The 18,241-nt window shown below is 60.7% G+C and carries 20 protein-coding genes; 10 read left to right on the forward strand and 10 right to left on the reverse strand.

The window, feature by feature from the left end; translation table 11 throughout:
• Positions 1-21: 21 nt before the first annotated feature.
• Both C7I87_RS21795 and C7I87_RS21800 read right to left on the reverse strand, forming a co-directional pair.
• Positions 22-1,197, reverse strand: coding sequence for an MFS transporter (locus C7I87_RS21795; protein ID WP_149906143.1), 1,176 nt, complete (start codon positions 1,195-1,197; stop codon positions 22-24).
• A 622-nt stretch (positions 1,198-1,819) separates the two neighbouring features.
• Positions 1,820-2,035, reverse strand: coding sequence for a hypothetical protein (locus C7I87_RS21800; RefSeq protein ID WP_149906144.1), 216 nt, complete (start codon positions 2,033-2,035; stop codon positions 1,820-1,822).
• A gap of 187 nt (positions 2,036-2,222) precedes the next feature.
• Between C7I87_RS21800 and ubiM the strand changes: the two genes are divergently transcribed.
• A complete protein-coding gene (gene ubiM, locus C7I87_RS21805; protein WP_149906198.1) occupies positions 2,223-3,392 on the forward strand; it encodes a 5-demethoxyubiquinol-8 5-hydroxylase UbiM in 1,170 nt (389 codons plus the stop codon).
• Between the two features lie 100 nt (positions 3,393-3,492).
• On the opposite strand, the gene hemN is transcribed toward ubiM, so the two are convergent.
• Positions 3,493-4,866: an oxygen-independent coproporphyrinogen III oxidase gene (gene hemN / locus C7I87_RS21810; protein WP_149906199.1), complete on the reverse strand. Its 1,374-nt coding sequence runs from the start codon at positions 4,864-4,866 to the stop codon at positions 3,493-3,495.
• Between the two features lie 135 nt (positions 4,867-5,001).
• Here hemN and C7I87_RS21815 point away from each other — a divergent pair, with 135 nt between their 5' ends.
• On the forward strand, positions 5,002-5,748 hold the full coding sequence (locus C7I87_RS21815; protein ID WP_149906200.1) for a Crp/Fnr family transcriptional regulator: 747 nt from the start codon (positions 5,002-5,004) through the stop codon (positions 5,746-5,748).
• A 16-nt stretch (positions 5,749-5,764) separates the two neighbouring features.
• Here C7I87_RS21815 and C7I87_RS21820 read toward each other — a convergent pair whose 3' ends face one another.
• Entirely contained in the window at positions 5,765-6,262 is a 498-nt protein-coding gene (locus C7I87_RS21820; RefSeq protein ID WP_149906145.1) for a hemerythrin domain-containing protein, read from the reverse strand.
• A 147-nt stretch (positions 6,263-6,409) separates the two neighbouring features.
• Here C7I87_RS21820 and ccoN point away from each other — a divergent pair, with 147 nt between their 5' ends.
• The 8 genes from ccoN to ccoS all read left to right on the forward strand — a co-directional run bounded on the left by ccoN (position 6,410) and on the right by ccoS (position 14,489).
• Positions 6,410-8,020: a cytochrome-c oxidase, cbb3-type subunit I gene (gene ccoN / locus C7I87_RS21825; protein ID WP_149906146.1), complete on the forward strand. Its 1,611-nt coding sequence runs from the start codon at positions 6,410-6,412 to the stop codon at positions 8,018-8,020.
• 10 nt (positions 8,021-8,030) lie between these two features.
• The gene (gene ccoO, locus C7I87_RS21830) at positions 8,031-8,762 is read left to right on the forward strand and encodes a cytochrome-c oxidase, cbb3-type subunit II (RefSeq protein WP_149906147.1); all 732 of its coding nucleotides are present in this window, start codon (positions 8,031-8,033) and stop codon (positions 8,760-8,762) included.
• A gap of 10 nt (positions 8,763-8,772) precedes the next feature.
• Positions 8,773-8,922, forward strand: a complete 150-nt coding sequence (locus tag C7I87_RS21835; protein ID WP_149906148.1) for a cbb3-type cytochrome c oxidase subunit 3 — start codon at positions 8,773-8,775, stop codon at positions 8,920-8,922.
• Positions 8,923-8,924: 2 nt separating this feature from the next.
• Positions 8,925-9,788 carry a cytochrome-c oxidase, cbb3-type subunit III gene (ccoP, locus tag C7I87_RS21840; RefSeq protein WP_149906149.1) on the forward strand — a complete coding sequence of 288 codons (864 nt, stop codon included), beginning with the start codon at positions 8,925-8,927 and terminating at the stop codon, positions 9,786-9,788.
• 162 nt (positions 9,789-9,950) lie between these two features.
• Positions 9,951-11,516, forward strand: a complete 1,566-nt coding sequence (gene ccoG / locus C7I87_RS21845) for a cytochrome c oxidase accessory protein CcoG (protein ID WP_149906150.1) — start codon at positions 9,951-9,953, stop codon at positions 11,514-11,516.
• A complete protein-coding gene (locus tag C7I87_RS21850; RefSeq protein WP_149906151.1) occupies positions 11,513-12,022 on the forward strand; it encodes a FixH family protein in 510 nt (169 codons plus the stop codon). Before ccoG ends, C7I87_RS21850 begins: the two co-directional genes overlap by 4 nt.
• The gene (locus C7I87_RS21855; RefSeq protein WP_149906152.1) at positions 12,019-14,310 is read left to right on the forward strand and encodes a cation-translocating P-type ATPase; all 2,292 of its coding nucleotides are present in this window, start codon (positions 12,019-12,021) and stop codon (positions 14,308-14,310) included. The genes C7I87_RS21850 and C7I87_RS21855 overlap by 4 nt, the downstream gene beginning before the upstream one ends.
• A complete protein-coding gene (ccoS, locus tag C7I87_RS21860) occupies positions 14,307-14,489 on the forward strand; it encodes a cbb3-type cytochrome oxidase assembly protein CcoS (RefSeq protein ID WP_149906153.1) in 183 nt (60 codons plus the stop codon). The genes C7I87_RS21855 and ccoS overlap by 4 nt, the downstream gene beginning before the upstream one ends.
• A 110-nt stretch (positions 14,490-14,599) precedes the next feature.
• On the opposite strand, the gene C7I87_RS21865 is transcribed toward ccoS, so the two are convergent.
• The 6 genes from C7I87_RS21865 to C7I87_RS21890 all read right to left on the reverse strand — a co-directional run bounded on the left by C7I87_RS21865 (position 14,600) and on the right by C7I87_RS21890 (position 18,241).
• Positions 14,600-15,613 carry a 1-aminocyclopropane-1-carboxylate deaminase gene (locus tag C7I87_RS21865; RefSeq protein WP_149906154.1) on the reverse strand — a complete coding sequence of 338 codons (1,014 nt, stop codon included), beginning with the start codon at positions 15,611-15,613 and terminating at the stop codon, positions 14,600-14,602.
• 98 nt (positions 15,614-15,711) lie between these two features.
• A complete protein-coding gene (locus C7I87_RS21870) occupies positions 15,712-15,972 on the reverse strand; it encodes an exopolysaccharide production repressor protein (RefSeq protein ID WP_246696345.1) in 261 nt (86 codons plus the stop codon).
• 17 nt (positions 15,973-15,989) lie between these two features.
• Complete coding sequence (gene fdxB / locus C7I87_RS21875) at positions 15,990-16,313, reverse strand: ferredoxin III, nif-specific (RefSeq protein ID WP_149906155.1); 324 nt, start codon at positions 16,311-16,313, stop codon at positions 15,990-15,992.
• Positions 16,310-16,519 carry a CCE_0567 family metalloprotein gene (locus C7I87_RS21880; RefSeq protein ID WP_149906202.1) on the reverse strand — a complete coding sequence of 70 codons (210 nt, stop codon included), beginning with the start codon at positions 16,517-16,519 and terminating at the stop codon, positions 16,310-16,312. The genes fdxB and C7I87_RS21880 overlap by 4 nt, the downstream gene beginning before the upstream one ends.
• Positions 16,520-16,634: 115 nt before the next feature.
• Positions 16,635-17,507 (reverse strand): universal stress protein, encoded by an 873-nt coding sequence (locus tag C7I87_RS21885; protein WP_149906156.1) that lies wholly within the window; start codon positions 17,505-17,507, stop codon positions 16,635-16,637.
• Positions 17,508-17,764: 257 nt separating this feature from the next.
• Positions 17,765-18,241, reverse strand: coding sequence for a NifX-associated nitrogen fixation protein (locus C7I87_RS21890; protein ID WP_149906157.1), 477 nt, complete (start codon positions 18,239-18,241; stop codon positions 17,765-17,767).

The following is an 18,241-nucleotide window of genomic DNA, read 5'->3' on the forward strand; positions in this document are numbered from 1 at the left end:
CCGAGTCCCGGCTCATGCTGTTCAAGGGGGGGAAGGGCCGCTCGGCAGAACGGTCCGGCGCTCTAGCGCCTGCGACAGCACCGCCACAGTGACCGCCAGCAGGGCGAGCACCGCGCCGACCAGCGGCAGATTGGCGTAGGAAACGCCCGCGGACAGCGCCACGCTGCCTATCCAGGCGCCGCCGGCATTGCCGACATTGAAGGCACCCTGGTTCAGCGTGGCGGCAAGGTTCGGTCCTTCGGACGCCGCCTCGACGACGCGAATCTGCAGCGGCGGCACCGCGACAAAGATGAGCAGGCCCCACAGGAACACCATGCCGATGGCAACGCGGGGGATCGCACCGAACTGCTTGAAGCAAACGAACAGCAGCGCCATCAGCAGTAGGGTGGCGATCACTGTCGGCATCAGCTTCCAATCGGCCAGCCTGCCGCCGATGATGTTGCCGATGGTCATGCCGGCGCCGAACAGCAAAAGCACCCAGATGACCGCCGCGGTCGACAGGCCAGACACGTCGGTGAGGTAGGGTTTTATGTAGGTGTATACGGCAAACAGGCTGGCCGAGGTCAGCGCCGCGATCAGCATCGCCAGCCAGACCTGCAGCTTGCCGAGCACGCGGACTTCGGCACGCAGACCGCCGCCGCTCGGTTCCGTGACGTCGGACGGCACCAGCCAAGCGATGGCCGCGACTGAGATCAGGCCGATGCCGGCCACCGCCACGAAGGTGGCCTGCCAGCCGAAGGCCTCGCCGAGTGCAGTGCCGGCCGGAACGCCGAGGATGTTGGCGAGCGTCAGGCCCGCGAACATCAGCGCGATGGCGCTGGCACGCTTGTTGCGCGGCACCAGGCTTGCGGCGACGACCGAGCCGATGCCGAAGGAGGCGCCGTGGCCGAAAGCGGTGAAGACGCGCGCGGCCATCAGCAGCCGGTAATTGGGCGCCATGGCGCAGAGGAGATTGCCCACGACGAACAGCGCGGCCAGCCCGACCAGCACGGGTTTGCGCGGCAAATGCGCGGTGGCCATGGCCACGATGGGCGCGCCGAACGCAACGCCCAGCGCATAGCCGGTGACCAGCAGGCCGGCTAACTCGACCGACACGCCGAGATCGGCGGCTACTTCCGGCAGCAGGCCCACGATGACGAATTCGGTGGTGCCGATGCAGAAGGACGCAATGGCAAGCGCAAGGATTGGCAAAGGCATGGGAGGTCCGGACTTGAATCGGTGAAGGTTCGCGGACAGCCAAGCATGTACCGTTCCAAATGAAGGGTCGTGTAGAACAAGACCATAGGGCTGAGCAGCTCCGTCGCATGTCCAACATTGTCGGACATGCGGCCTCGATAGGCAGTCTCCCCCAGCGCTCGCTCCGCACGCCAGAAGACCGTCCTCCGGTTCAGTATCCATGCTCGTTTGCGACCGAGCCGCGCAGACCTAAACCGCAGGGCCCCCGCTACACTGACCCACCTGACGCGACCTGGCGGCAAAGCAATTGCTATCACATGCATGGAGAAAGGGGGGCAGTCAGGTGGAGTTCGGTACACGCCATGTGCACGAGGCTCGACCTGAACGTTGACGCCTGGCCATTTCTGACAAGATTGTCGACGAATGTTTTCGGTTGTGATTGACCCAGATCAAGGATTGTCCATGGCCGGCATGCTTTCCTCGACCCGTTTTCAAAGGAGAATGCTATGGCCGTGGACAACTTACTGGTTATGGGACTTTACATGACAATGATGAGCTTGTGCTCCTTCGCAATTTTGTCATCACGCACGCAAGCGGTGGCCGTCCCTGTTCGGAACCGGGCGGCAAGTCGCCGCCACCGCTATTAGCCGAGCCGAAAACCTGAATCGTCAAATATGAGATGGCGACCGGTGATCAACGGGATCATGAGCGCGGGGCCGGATTCGCTGTGATCCTGCAGCGGCAGGCCTGCGACGTAGGGATGTTGTTTCAACGTTGTCTGCCAGATCGTGGAAAAATCCATACCCATGGCCCGCGCTTTGTTGCACTCGCGGACAAGCTTCGAGACGATGTCGGCCATGTATCACCCATGCAATGTTGTTTTTTGCAAGGATCGCGCGAACGCGCGGGGCCGCATTGACCTCGATCAAGTTCGCCAAAATTCTTGTTCTTGGGAGGCCGAAATGTCGAACCGTATCCTGAGGGCTGCCAAGAACTCTGCTGGTTTCACCTCTCTTGGCCGTGGCACCGCGCCGGCGTGTAACAAGATGACCAGCTTCGATATCGTTGTGGTGGGGGCCGGCCCGATTGGGCTGGCGTTTGCGGCGTCGCTCACCGCAAGTGACCTCAAGGTCGCGTTGATCGAACGCCGATCGATGGCAGACCTGGCGCAGCCCGCCTTCGACGGACGTGAGATTGCACTCACTCACGCTTCCGTCAAAATTCTACAAGAGCTCGGTGCATGGGATGCCATTCCCTGTTCGGAGAAATCCCCCCTGCGCGGTGCACGGGTGCTCAACGGATCGAATCCTTTCGCGCTGAGCTTCGATGCGCCTCACGGAAGCGCGAAGCCACTGGGAATTCTGGTCCCAAACCACTGCATTCGTAGTGCGCTTTTCAGCATTGTCCGTGAACGGGAGCATGTCCGCGTGTTCTCCGGCTGCAAGGTGGTCGGCGCCCAAGTCAGGCCCGGCAACGCGAAGGTGACCCTTTCAGATGGTCGACAGCTCACGGCCGGGCTGCTCGTGGCGGCGGATTCACGCCTGTCTGCGCTACGCGATCTGCTGGGCATCGCTGCCGACATCAATCGGCTCGGCTGCTCGATGCTGATCTGCCGCGTGCGGCATGAGCTGCCCCACCACCGGATCGCGACGGAATGGTTTGATCACAGGCAGACGATCGCAATGCTGCCGCTTGCGCAAGGCGTGTCGTCGCTGCTTGTCACACTTCCCGCAAACGAGGTTTCCAGACTTGTCGTGATGAACGATGCTGCTTTTCTCGCAGAAATGACTCAGCGCTGCCACGGGCGGTTGGGTAAAATGTCGCTGGCCAGCAGCCGGCATGCCTACTCACTCGTCACGACGTGGGCAGACAGGTTCTGGATGCCGCGCGCCGCGCTCATCGGGGACGCGGCCGTCGGCATGCATCCGGTCACAGCGCATGGCTTCAACATCGGCCTTGGCGGTCAACATCGGCTCGCTGAGGGAATTCTGGCAGCCTGGGGCAAAGGAACAGATATTGCCGATCCAACCTTGCTGCGCCAATACGAAACCCGGCTAAGGCTCAGCGCCGCGCCGCTTTACCACGCCACTAACATGCTGGTTAAACTTTACACGGACGAGCGCCCGCTGGCGCGGGCCGCAAGGCATGTGGGCCTTCGGCTCGGACAGCATTTGCCATTTATCCGACGTGGAATTTCTGCTGCGCTGAGGCGTTGACTTCGATCTTTCTAGCTTGGGCCGGCTGCCCGCCGGTCACCTCGATCGACGATCCGACTTTGATGCGAGCGCCTCTGGCCCAGGTATGCACACCACGCACTCAGACGGCCACGGAATACCTGGCTGTGCCCATTTCAAGATATTTGTCGAATTTCGCCGCCACGGTCCTGACGAGAGGTCGGCTCTCCTGCGGCACGACAAAATCATTGCCGTCCCTTCCAAGCAGGCTGCCTGAGCCGGCAATCGCCAGGCGGCTTGCCTGACAGACGAGCCTTTGGCCGACCTCACCGAAACGCTCCACCAAATCGATCGCCGAGAAAGCGAAGTTGCACATCAGGCGCTCGATCACCCAGCCCCTTGCCAGATCATCGGCGCTGAGTTCTATGCCGCGCGCCGTCGCCAATTGTCCGGTAACTACAGCCTTCTCATACCCGCCCGTCAATACGATATTCTGGGCGTAGCCTTGCCGGAAGCGGCTGATGGAAGATGGGCCAAGACCGATCAGGGTTTCGCAGTTGTCCTCGGTGTAGCCTTGGAAATTGCGATGCAGGCCACCATTGCGCGCCGCGATCGCCAGCGCATCGTCGGGCTTTGCAAAATGATCCAGCCCCACTGGCTCGTATCCGGCGTCTGCGATCAGCCGAGCGGCACGCTGCGACTGCGCCAGCCGTTCGGCGGAATCGGGCAGCCAGGCGTCGTCGATCATCGTCTGATGCTTCTTGAACCACGGCACATGGGCATAACCGAACAGCGCAATCCTGTCGGGCCGCAGCGTCAAGGCGTGCGCGACCGTCGCGGCCACGCTGTCAAGCGTCTGGTGAGGCAGTCCGTAGAGCAGGTCGAGATTGACCGATTTCACGCCGCGGGCGCGGACGCCGTCCACCACACTCTTGGTCGACCGAAAACTCTGCTCGCGATTGATGGCCTTCTGCACCTTGGGATGGAAATCCTGCACGCCAAGACTTGCTCTGGTCATGCCGATTGCCGCCAGCGCATCCAGACGGGCTTCGTCGATGTCGCGAGGTTCGATCTCGACGCTGACACTGGCATCGGACCGAAGGTCGAATTGGTCCCGCAAGGCTTTTCCGAGCGTAAGCATATCGTCGGGTTCCAGCATGGTCGGGGAGCCGCCGCCAAGATGCACAGCACGCACGCGCCCCCTGCCGCTCATGAGACGCCCGACCGTTTCGATCTCGCTGTGCAGAGCGCGCAGGAAGGTGGCCACCGGCGCATAATGACGCGTGTGCTTGGTGTGGCAGGCGCAAAACCAGCACAGCCTGTGACAATAGGGAACGTGCAGATAGAGCGACAACTCGTCGTCGCCTTTGAGGGCATTGATCCAGCCTCGAAGCAGACTGGCATCGACGCCAGAATGAAAATGTGGCGCGGTCGGGTAGCTCGTGTAACGCGGTACGTTTTCGCGCAGCCTGGCGGTCATTTCGGGACGCGTGCGGTTGATTGCTGCTTCATGCATCATGGCAAATTGCCCTCTGTAAACCGCGGCTGCCTTGATTTCGATCAAGAGTGCCGCAGGCAGGACAAACTGACGCAACACCTCGCGGAGCAGCGGTGCTATCGTGCTGCCAGCATTATTCATTCGGGGCGTGCGATGACCATCAAACAAGACGTTGAAAGCGTTGTCATTCCTGTGCTTTGCCAATCCTGCGAGGTTCGGGACCGCGGGTTGTGCGGCGCGCTTGAGCCCAACCAGTTGGCCGACTTGGCCAAGACCTCGTCGAGACACAGCATTCCGCCCGGAACCGAGCTGGTCGGAGACGCCGAAACGATCGAAAGCTATTCGAACGTGCTTTCGGGCGTTGTGAAGCTGACTAAGGGGCTTTGGGACGGACGCCAGCAGATCGTGGGGCTTCAATTCCCGCCCGATTTTCTGGGCCGGCCATTCAAGTCGGAAAGCCAGATCAACGCGGAGAGCGCAACGGAAGTCTCGCTGTGCTCGTTCCCGAAAGCCGCAATCGAGCGAATGATGAGGGAGGCGCCGGCTCTGGAACACCGCCTGCTCAAGCAGACACTGGTGGAACTGGACGAGGCTCGCGATTGGATGGTGACGCTCGGCCGGAAGACAGCGCTCGAGAAGGTGGCGAGTTTTCTCTTCCTGATCGCGAGGAATATCGATCCGGCGGCAGAGATCAGCAAGCGAGCGGCAACTTTCGATCTGCCGCTCACCCGGGCCGATATCGCCGACTTCCTCGGTCTGACGGTGGAGACCGTCAGCCGCCAGCTGACGGAGCTTCGAGCCGACGGCGTGATCCGGATCAAGAACAACCGCCATGTCGTGGTCGATAGCGTGAGTCGGTTGCAACGCTGTTCGGGTGCTCGGGAGTGTTCCGACACTTAGAAGGCCGGTCTGTCGATCAATCCTGCTGTGCGACGAGGGGCAGGATGTGCTCGCGCTCAAATGCGATGTGACGCCGCGACGCACAAAAGAAGGCTCTTAGCATGAAGCCCAGGGCTTCAGGGTTGTCGACAGCACCCCCACGCCCGATCGCCAGCAATGTGTCGGTCAAATCCTCTGCTGCGCTCTCATCCTCGATGTGCTCGGCCAGCAGGCGACGTATCGAAGCGCTCCGCTCTCCATGATGTGCGCCGCTCGCAAACACAGGAAAAACATGCTCTTCCTCGCAGGCATGGCTCATGCGCAGCAGAGGCAGCAGCTGGTTTGCCGCCTGCAAGCACTTCAACGGATCCGCCAAGGGCAACCCGTCGGCTATCGCCTCCAGCTCGTCGCAGATGCGCAATTTCCGATCGTGCCAGAAACAGACATTCCGGCACGGCAGGCTGGCATGAAGGCAGCCTTCGACAAACGGCCAGGCTTTGCATTTGACGACATTTGAGGTTTTGCAACTGGCCATCAGGACGTCTCCGCGCGAAATCGAGACGCAGGATTGTCCGACTGGCGAACCGGGACCTTGACATGGATCAAGGCGCTAAAACGCCCTTTGCGAAATAAGTGTGGAGCGGACCCGCATCCGCATCAAACCCGCCGTCGGGGAGATGTTATGAGATTTGGTACAGAGATCGTCGCTTTAAGTGTGTTTGCGTTCGCGGCCCTGGTCGCCGCAGGCTTCGGTGTCGACGTCCCTTTCCGGCAACATATGTGGGTGTTGTTTTTCGTACTTACCGGTTTCACTGCCATTCTGTTGCGCAACACCGAATTCAAACCAGCAGCTCCGGTGGATCCATCGGCCTATATGGATGGGCCGATCCGTTACGGGGCCGTCGCGACAGTGTTCTGGGGCGTTGTGGGCATGCTGGTCGGCGTGGTCATTGCGCTACAACTGGCCTATCCGCAGCTCAACATCCAGCCATGGTTCAACTTCGGCCGCCTGCGCCCGGTGCACACGTCGGGCGTCGTCTTCGCCTTTGGCGGCAACGCGCTTCTGTGCACATCATTATACGTCGTCCAACGCACATGCCGCGCGCGGCTGTTCGGCGGCAATCTGGCCTGGTTCGTGTTCTGGGGCTATCAGCTCTTCATCGTCATGGCGGCTACCGGATACCTGCTCGGCATCACCGAATCCCGGGAATACGCCGAACCTGAATGGTATGTCGACATCTGGCTGACCATCGTCTGGGTCGCCTATCTCATCCTGTTCCTCGGCACCATACTGAAGCGCAAGGAACCGCATATCTACGTCGCCAACTGGTTCTACCTGTCCTTCATCGTGACCATCGCGATGCTGCATGTGGTCAACAACCTGTCGATGCCTGCGTCGCTCCTCGGATCGAAGAGCTACTCGGCATTTTCCGGTGTCCAGGATGCCCTGACGCAATGGTGGTACGGCCACAACGCGGTCGGCTTCTTCCTGACCGCGGGCTTCCTCGGCATGATGTATTATTTCGTGCCCAAGCAGGCCAACAGGCCGGTCTACTCCTACCGGCTGTCGATCATCCACTTCTGGGCGCTGATCTTCCTCTACATCTGGGCCGGTCCGCACCATCTGCATTACACCGCCCTGCCCGACTGGGCGCAGACGCTTGGCATGGCGTTCTCGATTATGTTGTGGATGCCCTCCTGGGGCGGCATGATCAACGGCCTGATGACCTTGTCTGGTGCTTGGGACAAGATCCGCACAGACCCGATTATTCGCATGATGGTCGCGGCGATCGCCTTCTACGGCATGTCGACCTTCGAAGGCCCGGTGATGTCCATCAGGACGGTCAATTCGCTGTCGCACTACACCGACTGGACAATCGGCCATGTTCACTCAGGCGCGCTCGGCTGGGTCGGCATGATCTCGTTCGGCGCGATCTACTACATGGTGCCGAAGCTATGGAACCGTGAGCGGCTCTATTCGCTGCGGCTGGTCACCTGGCACTTCTGGCTAGCGACCCTCGGGATCGTCGTCTACGCCGCGGCCATGTGGGTGTCCGGCATCACGCAGGGCCTGATGTGGCGCGAATACAACGAGCAGGGTTTTCTGGTCTATTCCTTCGCCGAAACTGTCGCCGCCATGCACCCCTATTACATCATGCGCGCCATCGGCGGAGCAATGTATCTCGCTGGCACACTGATCATGGCATGGAACGTCACGATGACCATTCGTGGCCGCCAGCGCGAAGAGCAAGCATTGGCGGGTTCCGTATCCGCTCTGCAGCCTGTCGAATAAGGAGCCAGACATGGGCTTGATGGCCAAACACGCACTCATCGAGAGAAACGCCACGCTTCTCCTGGTCGGGTCGCTGCTGGTCGTGACCATCGGCGGCATCGTCGAGATCGCACCCCTCTTCTATCTCGACAACACGATCGAGAAGGTCGACGGCATGCGGCCCTATTCGCCACTCGAGCTCGCTGGGCGCAATATCTATGTCCGTGAGGGATGCTATCTCTGCCACAGCCAGATGATCAGGCCGTTCCGCGACGAGGTCGAACGGTACGGCCACTACAGCCTGGCGGCCGAGTCGATGTATGACCACCCCTTTCAGTGGGGATCGAAACGAACCGGTCCCGATCTCGCCCGGGTCGGCGATCGTTATTCCAACGAGTGGCATACGCAGCACCTGACAGACCCCCGTTCGGTCGTGCCGGAATCCATCATGCCGAGCTATGCGTTCCTGAAGGAGAAGGCGCTCGATGTGAAGGATTTCTCGACACAGCTGGTCGCGAATGCTCGCGTCGGCGTGCCCTACACGCCCGAAATGATCGCTAATGCAAACGCCGACCTGAAAGCACAGGCGGACCCGGCCGCGGACACAACCGGCCTTGAGGCCCGTTACCCTAAGGCCAAGACGGGCGACTTCGACGGGAATCCAGGCGAAGTGACCGAGATGGACGCTCTTGTCGCCTATCTGCAAATGCTGGGCACACTGGTCGATTTCAAGACCTATGACGAAGGCGCCGGCTACCGCTGAGGAGGACGCAATGAGCTATGATTTGATGCGGGAATTCGCCGACAGCTGGGGCCTGCTTGTGATGGCGCTGTTCTTCGTCGGCTGCATTGCCTTTGCCCTGCGCCCTGGCGGCAAAAAACAGGCCGATCAAGCCGCCCAGATCCTTTTCAAGGACGACTGATCATGAGCAGCGAGCATATCGACGAAGCCTCCGGCATTTCAACGACCGGCCACGAATGGGACGGGATCAGGGAGCTGAACAACCCGTTGCCGCGATGGTGGGTGATAACCTTCTACGTCACCATCGCATGGGCGGCGGCCTACACGGTCGCCTATCCGGCTTGGCCCATGCTGTCTTCCGCGACCAGGGGCGTGCTCGGCTATTCCAGCCGTAACGACGTCAAGAACGAGCTGGCGGCGGCAGAAGCCGCCAAGGGCAAATACGTCGCCGCCATCCAGCAGAAGACCGTATCCGAAATCGCTGCCGATGATGGGCTGCGTGAATTTGCTGTCGCCGCCGGCGGCGCGACGTTCAAGGTCAATTGCGTGCAGTGCCATGGCTCGGGTGCTCAAGGCTCGAAGGGCTTTCCAAATCTCAACGACGACGACTGGCTATGGGGTGGCGAGGCCGAGCAGATCCAGCAGACCATTTCCCACGGTATCCGGTATGCCTCCGACCCCGAAACTCGCCAGTCGGAAATGCCGGCCTTCGCTGACGTGCTTCAGCCCGAGCAAATTGCCCAGGTCAGCGCCTATGTGGCAAGCCTTTCAGGGCCGGTGCGCGACAAGACCCTGATCGAGCCCGGCGCCAAGGTGTTCGCGGAAAATTGCGCTGCCTGTCATGGCGAAAATGCCAAAGGCGGCCGCGAGGTAGGCGCACCCGATCTGACCGACGCGATCTGGCTTTATGGCTCGGGCGAAAGCGCTATTGCCGCGCAGGTCCGCGCACCGAGGCAGGGTGTGATGCCAGCCTGGGGGGCGCGTCTGGGGGAGACAAAGGTGAAGGAGCTTGCGGTTTATGTCCATTCGCTTGGCGGAGGGGAATAGGAGAAGCGGCCTATTCACCCGCCACCACCGTCAAGCGACGAGGCCCGGCTGCGGCCGGGCCTCGACACCTTTCAACCCGCAGGATTGACTTGCATCAAAGCGGCGCGGGCCAGCCTGCGGCAAAGCTTGTCGAAGGGGGAGATGGAGACTGCTCGACTGGAGATGCCGGTGCTGGATCAAACGCAGGAGGAACGGCTCGAAGCCGAGGCAGTGACCTCGGCCACGGTTCGGCCACCGCTCTATGCAGCACGCAAGAAGATATTTCCCGGGCGTGCATCGGGTCGCTTTCGGCAATTCAAATGGCTGGTCATGGCCATCACCCTTGGCATCTACTACCTGGGGCCTTGGTTGCGGTGCGACCGGGGACCCTATGCGCCGAACCAAGCCGTCCTGCTCGATCTTGCGAACCGGCGCTTCTACTTCTTCTCCATCGAAATCTGGCCGCAGGAGTTTTATTACGTGGCGGGCCTTTTGATGATGGCCGGCATCGGCCTCTTCATGGTCACGTCTATGGTTGGGCGGGCCTGGTGTGGCTACACCTGTCCGCAGACGGTCTGGGTCGACTTGTTTCTCGTGGTTGAGCGCGCGATCGAAGGCGATCGCAATGCCCGCATTAAACTCGATGCCGGACCATGGACGCTGCGCAAAATTCTTTTGTGTATGACCAAACATGCCGTGTGGCTGGTGATCGCGGTTGCCACGGGCGGCGCCTGGATCTTTTACTTTGCCGACGCGCCGAAATTGCTCGGTGAAATCATGGCCGGAACGGCGGCGTCCGCGGCTTATGTCACGATCGCCGTCCTGACCGGAACCACATACGTATTCGGCGGCCTGATGCGCGAGCAGGTGTGCACCTACATGTGCCCATGGCCGCGCATCCAGGCCGCCATGCTCGACGAGAATTCCCTGACCGTGACATACAATGACTGGCGCGGCGAACCACGTTCGCGCCATACCAAGAAGGCCGTGGCCTTTGGACAGCCTGTAGGCGATTGCGTCGATTGCAAGTCCTGCATGGCGGTCTGCCCGATGGGTGTCGATATCCGGGATGGCCAGCAGCTGGCGTGTATCACCTGCGCGCTGTGCATCGACGCGTGCGATGGTGTCATGGCCAAGCTCGGCCGCGCGCGCGGGTTGATCTCCTATGCAACGCTGGCGGACTACAATGCCAACATGGCGCTGGCCACCGCCAACGGCACTGGTGCCGTCAACCCGACGCTGATCAGGAACTCGAACACCAGCTTCGTCGACGGTGTTGCGCATTTCGATCTGCGGAAGATCCTGCGGTTGCGCACCTTCATCTACCTTGGCGCATGGTCGGCGATCGGGTTGGTGCTGGTCTATGGCCTGCTGACGCGTGAGCGGCTTGAGTTGAATGTGCTACACGACCGCAATCCGCAATTTGTAACGCTCTCCGACGGCTCGATCCGAAACGGCTACACGGTCAAATTGCTCAACATGATTGCCGAGCCGAGGACGATCGTGCTCACAATGGAAGGGCTCGCCGGCGCGGACATGAGTGTCGCCGGGGTCGACCCGCCAGCGGGCCGTTCATTCGCCATTCCAGTGGAGCCCGACCGGCTCACAACGATCAAGGTTTTCGTCCGCCAACCGGCGGACCAAATCAACAAACCGATGCAAAGTTTCACGTTTCGGATTGCGGATGAGACGAGCTCTGAGTCCGCCGAATACACCGCCAGATTCAATGCGCCGGAGATCGCCCGATGACCGCCAAAATGCACAGAGCAGGCGAATTCACTGGCAAGCACATGCTGCTGACAATTCTCGGTTTCTTTGGCGTCGTGATCGGCGTCAATGTGACCATGGCAACACTCGCCACCACGAGTTGGACTGGCCTGGTGGTGGAGAACACATACGTGGCTAGCCAGCAGTTCAACAAAAAGGCCAGGCAAGGGCGGGCACAAGCGGCACTTGGCTGGGATGGCAGGTTGATCATTGCCTCCGGCGAGGTTCGCTACAGCCTTGTTGACGCGAAGGGCAAGCTGGTTCCGCTGCACGGCGTGCGCGTCCTATTTCGGCACCCGTCCTATGACGCGCAGGATAAAGCCGTGACACTTACAGCCGCTTCAGATCCCGACAGCGCCGGGGAATTTGCCGCGCGTCATACGCCGAAGGATGGCGTCTGGATCGTCGAGATCGATGCCGATGCAGGCCTGGCTTTGCCATTTCGTGATGTCCGCCGCATCATGATCTCGAAGGGAGCGCTGCAATGAGCTGCTGCGCGCCAGGCGCCGAAATGGCATTGGATGTCGTCGACACAGCGTCGGCCCTGCCCTCAAGCGCCGAGATCAAACTGGCCAGCCGCAGTCTGGGTGGCGACACGAACCAGACCGATCTGTCGTTGCCCACAATTCATTGCGCGGCCTGCATGCACGCCATTGAGACAGCCCTGAAGAAGCTGGAGGGCATCGAAAGCGCTCGCGTAAATCTATCCACCAAACGCGTGTCGGTGCGCTGGCATGGCGACCAGGTGCCACCGATTTTCGCCACACTCGGGCAGCTTGGCTATCAGGCGCATCTGTTCGACCCGGAGATCGCGAACGGGGACAAGACTTTGTCGGAGCTGATCCGGGCGGTTGCCATTTCCGGGTTTGCCGCCGGCAACATCATGCTGCTGTCGGTTTCGGTCTGGTCGGGGGCGGAAGGCGCTACCCGCGACCTGTTCCATTGGGTTTCGGCTCTGATTGCCATCCCTGCCCTTGCTTTCGCCGGCGGCATCTATTTCCGTTCGGCGTGGAATGCTCTTCGCCATGGGCGGATGAACATGGAGGTGCCGATCACTGTCGGGATTTCACTGGCCTATGCCATGAGCCTCTACGAAACGATCACCCATGGTGAGCATGCCTATTTCGACGCGTCAGTGTCGCTGCTCTTTTTCCTTTTGATCGGCCGCACGCTGGACCACGTGATGCGCGAACGGGCACGCACCGCCGTGAGTGGCCTTTCGCGGCTGGCCGGGCGCGGCGCCATCGTCCTGCGCACTGGCAGGGTACGAGAATACCTGCCGGTCGGGCAGATCGAGCCGGGCATGGACCTGGTGATTGCCGCTGGAGAGCGCGTGCCCGTCGATGGTGATATCCTTAACGGCAGCTCTGATATCGATTGCTCACTCGTTTCAGGCGAAAGCACGCCTCGTCCTGTTGGCCCAGGATCGGATATCCAGGCCGGCACGCTCAATCTCACCGGTCCGTTCACCATGCGAGCGACGGCGGCCGCAAAGGATTCATTCCTTATGGAAATGGTTCGGCTGATGGAAGCCGCCGAGGGCGGACGTTCACAGTACCGCAGGATTGCCGACCGCGTCTCTGCCCTCTACGCCCCGATGGTGCATCTGGCCGCACTCATGACCTTCCTTGGATGGATGATCGCATCGGGTGACTGGCATGTGGCGGGGACGATCGCGATCGCCGTTCTCATCATTACATGCCCATGCGCGCTCGGCCTTGCCGTGCCGATCGTGCAGGTGGTCGCGGCGCGACGTTTGTTCGATGCCGGCGTGATGGTCAAGGATGGTTCTGCCATGGAACGGCTGGCGGCCATCGACACAGCCGTGTTCGACAAGACCGGAACACTCACCTTTGGGAGGCCGCGGCTTGTCAACGCGCCATCGATCGATCCGGCCCTGCTGGCAATCGCCGCCGACATGGCCACGCATTCTCGCCATCCGTACGCTAAGGCGATCAGCATTTTCTCAGGCTCTTCCAGCCAACCGGGACTGGCTTCGATCAGCGAGCATCCGGGCTTCGGCATCGAGGCCACCATGGAGGGGAACATTTGGCGCCTGGGCCGGCGGGAATGGGCCAAATCGGAGGCTCAGAGCGTTGGGCAAGGTAAGTATGGCAGCAACGGCGGGACGGTGCTTTCGCGGAACAGGATGATCGTCGCCTCCTTTGATTTTCAGGACGCCGCGCGGGCTGACGCCGGAGCAGCAGTGAAGCAATTGCAGGACGCTAACGTCTCGATCGAGATGCTGTCGGGTGATACCGCCCAGGCTTGTCGCGAATTGGCCAAATCCTTGCGAATAGGCAACTTCGTGCCATCGCTTCTTCCGTCCGGCAAAGTTGACCGCATCGAGGCGCTGACCAGGGCCGGCCACAAGGTCTTGATGGTAGGGGACGGGCTCAATGACACGCCTGCGCTGGGCGCCGCGCACGTCTCTATGGCTCCCGCCAGCGCGGCTGACGTTGGGCGCAATGCCGCCGATTTTGTTTTCCTGCGCGAAAGCCTTCTGGCAGTTCCTTTCGCGTTGGACATCTCACGACAGGCGGGCCGACTGATCCGTCAGAACGTGGCGATTGCAATTCTCTACAATGTCTTTGCCGTGCCGATCGCCATATCAGGGCATGTGACGCCGCTAACCGCTGCGATCGCGATGTCCGCCTCCTCCCTGATCGTGGTCACAAACGCCATGCGGCTGCAGGCCTTCAAAAAGCGTGCGGTGCCTGGAAACGGTCTGCCCGAAAGGCGGGCATGCCTTGACATACGGGATCAGTCGAGATGACGACCCTTGTCTATCTCATACCGGTTGCGCTCTTTCTGGGTGCGCTTGGACTGGCCGGTTTCCTGTGGGCTGTGCGTAGCGGCCAATACGAGGATCTCGACGGTGCGGCAGAGCGCATCCTTATCGATCGGGACGACGAGCCGGACGGTTTGACTCGGCGCGCGAATATGTGGAACTGAATTCCAGTCGCTGATCGCGGCGAGACAGAGGAACGAGCTCTCTTGCCCGACTGGAAATTGGAATTCCCCCGATGGCGCCAACCTTACACGGCGGGCGATACCCGCAAACCTCAGCCGTTGCGAAACGTATAGCTGTAGCCGTTGATCGCCGGCACTCCGCCGAGATGCACGTAGAGGACGTTCGATCCTTCTGGAAAGAAGCCTTTCTGGACAAGGTCGATCATGCCTTGCATCGATTTGCCCTCATAGACGGGATCGGTAATCATACCCTCAAGCCTGGCGCACAGACGGATGGCTTCCTTTGTTTCCTGCGATGGGATGCCATAACACGGGTATGCGTACGCCTTGAGCAGCACCACATCGTCCTTGGTTAAATCGGTGCCAAGGCCCACGAGCTTTGCGGTGTTTTTGGCGATGTCTAGCACTTGCGCGCTGGCCTGCTCGGGGGTCGCGGAGGCATCGATGCCGACCACATTGCGCTGTCGTCCGTCTTGGGCGAAGCCGACGATCATGCCGGCCTGCGTCGAGCCCGTGACCGTGCATACGATGATATAGTCGAAGGCAAATCCAAGCTGCTTCTCTTGCGCGCGCACCTCCTGGGCGAACTGAACGTAGCCGAGTCCGCCATATTTGTGGACGGAGGCCCCGGCCGGTATTGCGTAGGGTCTGCCGCCCCTTGCCTTTACGTCGTCGAGCGCCTCTTCCCAACTGCGGCGGATGCCGATGTCAAAGCCTTGGTCGACCAGGCGCACCTCTGCTGCCATGATACGACTCAAGAGAATGTTGCCGACGCGGTAGTAGACGGCATCCTCATGAGGCACCCAGCTCTCCTGTACCAGGAGGCATTTCATGCCGATCTTGGCGGCGACCGCAGCGACCATGCGTGTGTGGTTTGACTGCACGCCGCCGATCGAGACAAGTGTGTCGGCAGTTGACGCGATCGCGTCAGGGATGATGTATTCGAGCTTGCGGAGCTTGTTTCCGCCGAATGCAAGACCGGAGTTGCAGTCCTCGCGTTTGGCGTAGATGTCCACCTTTCCTCCCAGATGTTGGCTGAGACGCTCGAGCTTCTCGATGGGTGTCGGGCCAAAGGTGAGCGGGTAGCGTTCGAATTTTTCCAGCATGTTCTCTCCGAGGGCCCGGGTTGAGCTATAGGGTGCTAAAGGGTCGTGTGCGGCCTGGGGTCAGCTGCCCGCTTGTGGGTACCGCGAAGTCCGAGGGTTCACTTATCGTCCTCACGACAGGGTGGCGACTGGCGCCGGCTTACCTTGCCGCCATCGGAATGCTTTGCCTTTTGGGTAGCTCTCTGGCCTGACCACCAGATAAGAAAGAGCACGCTTGCGAAATAACCTACCTGGGCAATCAGCGAAGATGCGAACGTCTTGACGATTATCGTGCGGATGGAATCCGAGAGGAGGTAGAAAATCAAAGCGTTGATGGACAGGACCACCGCAAGGGCGATGCAAAACATTCTGAGGGGCACCGACGTTCTCCTGTGTGTCAGGCAGACCATGCTTCGGCGTTATCAGCCGCAAGATGGGTCTGGCAGTTCTTCGGACAGACGCGGGCGCAGGCTCCGCAGCCGATGCAGCGGCCGGCGTGGTCGACGACCATGATCATGCGATTGAGCTCGCCGTCGAAGTCATCCTCATCATCACAAACGCCGAGGATTTCACCCGCGTCATCGACGCCGTAGAGATGCATGACCTCGCGCGAGCAGACCTTGAAGCAGCGGCCGCAACCGATGCAGGTCCTGCCATCGATAAAGGTCAGATAGTCGGGCATCCATTTGGAGCCATCGCGGGTAAAGGACGGGCTGGTCATCGTGAATCCTCCCACGCTGCGAGTTCTCTCTTTGCAGCGTCCAACTCGGCAAAAACGTCGAACGTTTTCCCGGCGACGGTCTTTATCTTGATCTTGCGGCAGGCGACCGGGAGGTGCTCGGCAACGTCGTGCAAGTCCATCTTCGCGGCTCCCGCGCGCGACTGCAGCTTGCGGACTTTCAGTTGCAGTTTCTCAAGGTCCGACATGAATTCCTTCCTCCGAACCGATCGCACGACCCGCTCTGTTTGCCAGCTCTTCGGCTGGCTCCAGCCGAACCGTTTGGCCAGGCTCAATCTCTCCATGCGGCAACAGCTTCGATCTTCAAGCCGCCGCGAACAGCGGCAATCGCGGCTTCTCGATCATCCACCCGATCACGCCGCCGAAAATCCGCTCACGCAGCCGAGGGCGGCTCCAAGCGCCCATGACGACCATGTCGGCGGCCGTGTCGATCGCGTGCTGCACGAGGATTGTGGTCACCGATTGCGCGACGCTCGGCAGCCGGTCGACAACCACCCGAATACCGTGCCTAGCGAGGTAGGCCACGATGTCGATCCCCGGCCCAGGGCCATTTCCGTTGCCGATTGCCTCTGGATCGACCAGAGTGACACGAACTTGGTCGGCACCGGACAGCAGATGCAGTGCTCCCCGAATGGCACGCGACGTCTCGACTCGCGTATCCCAGCCGACCAGGATGCGCTGCGGCCGCAGAGAGGCCTTGGCGCCGCGCGGAACAACAAGCACCGGCTTCCCCGATTCGAACAGGCAGCCGTTAATAGCAGCTGGTCCGAGATCATCGTCGTTGAGGAGTGAGGGGCCAATGACTACAAGGTCTGCACAGAGCGCCCGCTGCCGCACTGCGTCACCGACACAGGCCTGGTCGCAATAGTCGGTGTAAACGTCAGAGGGAATCCCCATGGCCTCCAACAAGGTATGGATTTCCCTGGACCGTTTTACCAATCTGTCGATTTCTCGGGAAAACGTCTGAATTTCGCTAAGCTGGGTTTCCAGTCTGAATGCAGCTTGTATGCGCTCAGGCCATAGGGCGGGACCTGCGCCGAACGGCCGACGCCCGGTAAATTTGATGATCAGTACGGACAGACGTGCACCAACCTCGGCGCACAGATCGGCAGCGGTTCTGACGTCCTGATCGGAGTGTTCCATTTCCGTTACGCACAATGCGGTTTTAAAAGTCATCTGACTGCTACTCGGAGTGTCGTTGTATTTGCACATGCATTCGAAGCCGCACCATTTACCCGCAGCCAAGGGGGACGATGGGCAAGGGCGCGGCATTCGTCGTATTGTCCGCCGCCCTTCTCCCCGAGGGAGTAGCCGGCCAGTTCGTGGCACCGCTTGGGCTGGCCTAAATGGCGCAGCTACCGCACCTCGCGGTTCCGGGACGACAGCAGCTGCCGAGGTTCTTCTGCACTCATCAAGGCTCTGAGAGTGAGGCATCAAGCCCGCGCCGCGTCGGGATAGATTTCGATGGCCGCGAGCGCATCGTCGACCAGTCTCGTGCCGGCCTCAGCAAGCTGCCGAAAACTCTCGAACCCGAAGCGGTGGACGTCGCGAAGCGTCTTCGACAGGACCACCAATCGCCCAGCGGTGAGAAGCACGCGTCCAAAGCCCTCATGGCTGATATTCATCATGGGCGATGCCATCAGGCCGGCGCGTTCCTCGATCGCAAGCCCAACTGCGGCGTAATAGACATCGAGCCTCCACAGCACGTCCGGATCAGGATCGCCGATGATCGGGATTTCACGACGCTGTTCTTTGGTGACAATGAAGTCGGCCAGCAGCTCTGGGGCCGGTTTGCCTTCCCATGAGCCGTAGGAGTCCTGCGCGCGAAGCAGCCGGACGAGACACTTGACGAAAGAGGTGGCAAGCGCCGCCTGGTCTTCTTTGACAGCGGGGATGACCGCATCAGCCAT

It is taken from the genome of Mesorhizobium sp. SARCC-RB16n, assembly GCF_008520305.1.
GTDB lineage: Bacteria > Pseudomonadota > Alphaproteobacteria > Rhizobiales > Rhizobiaceae > Mesorhizobium.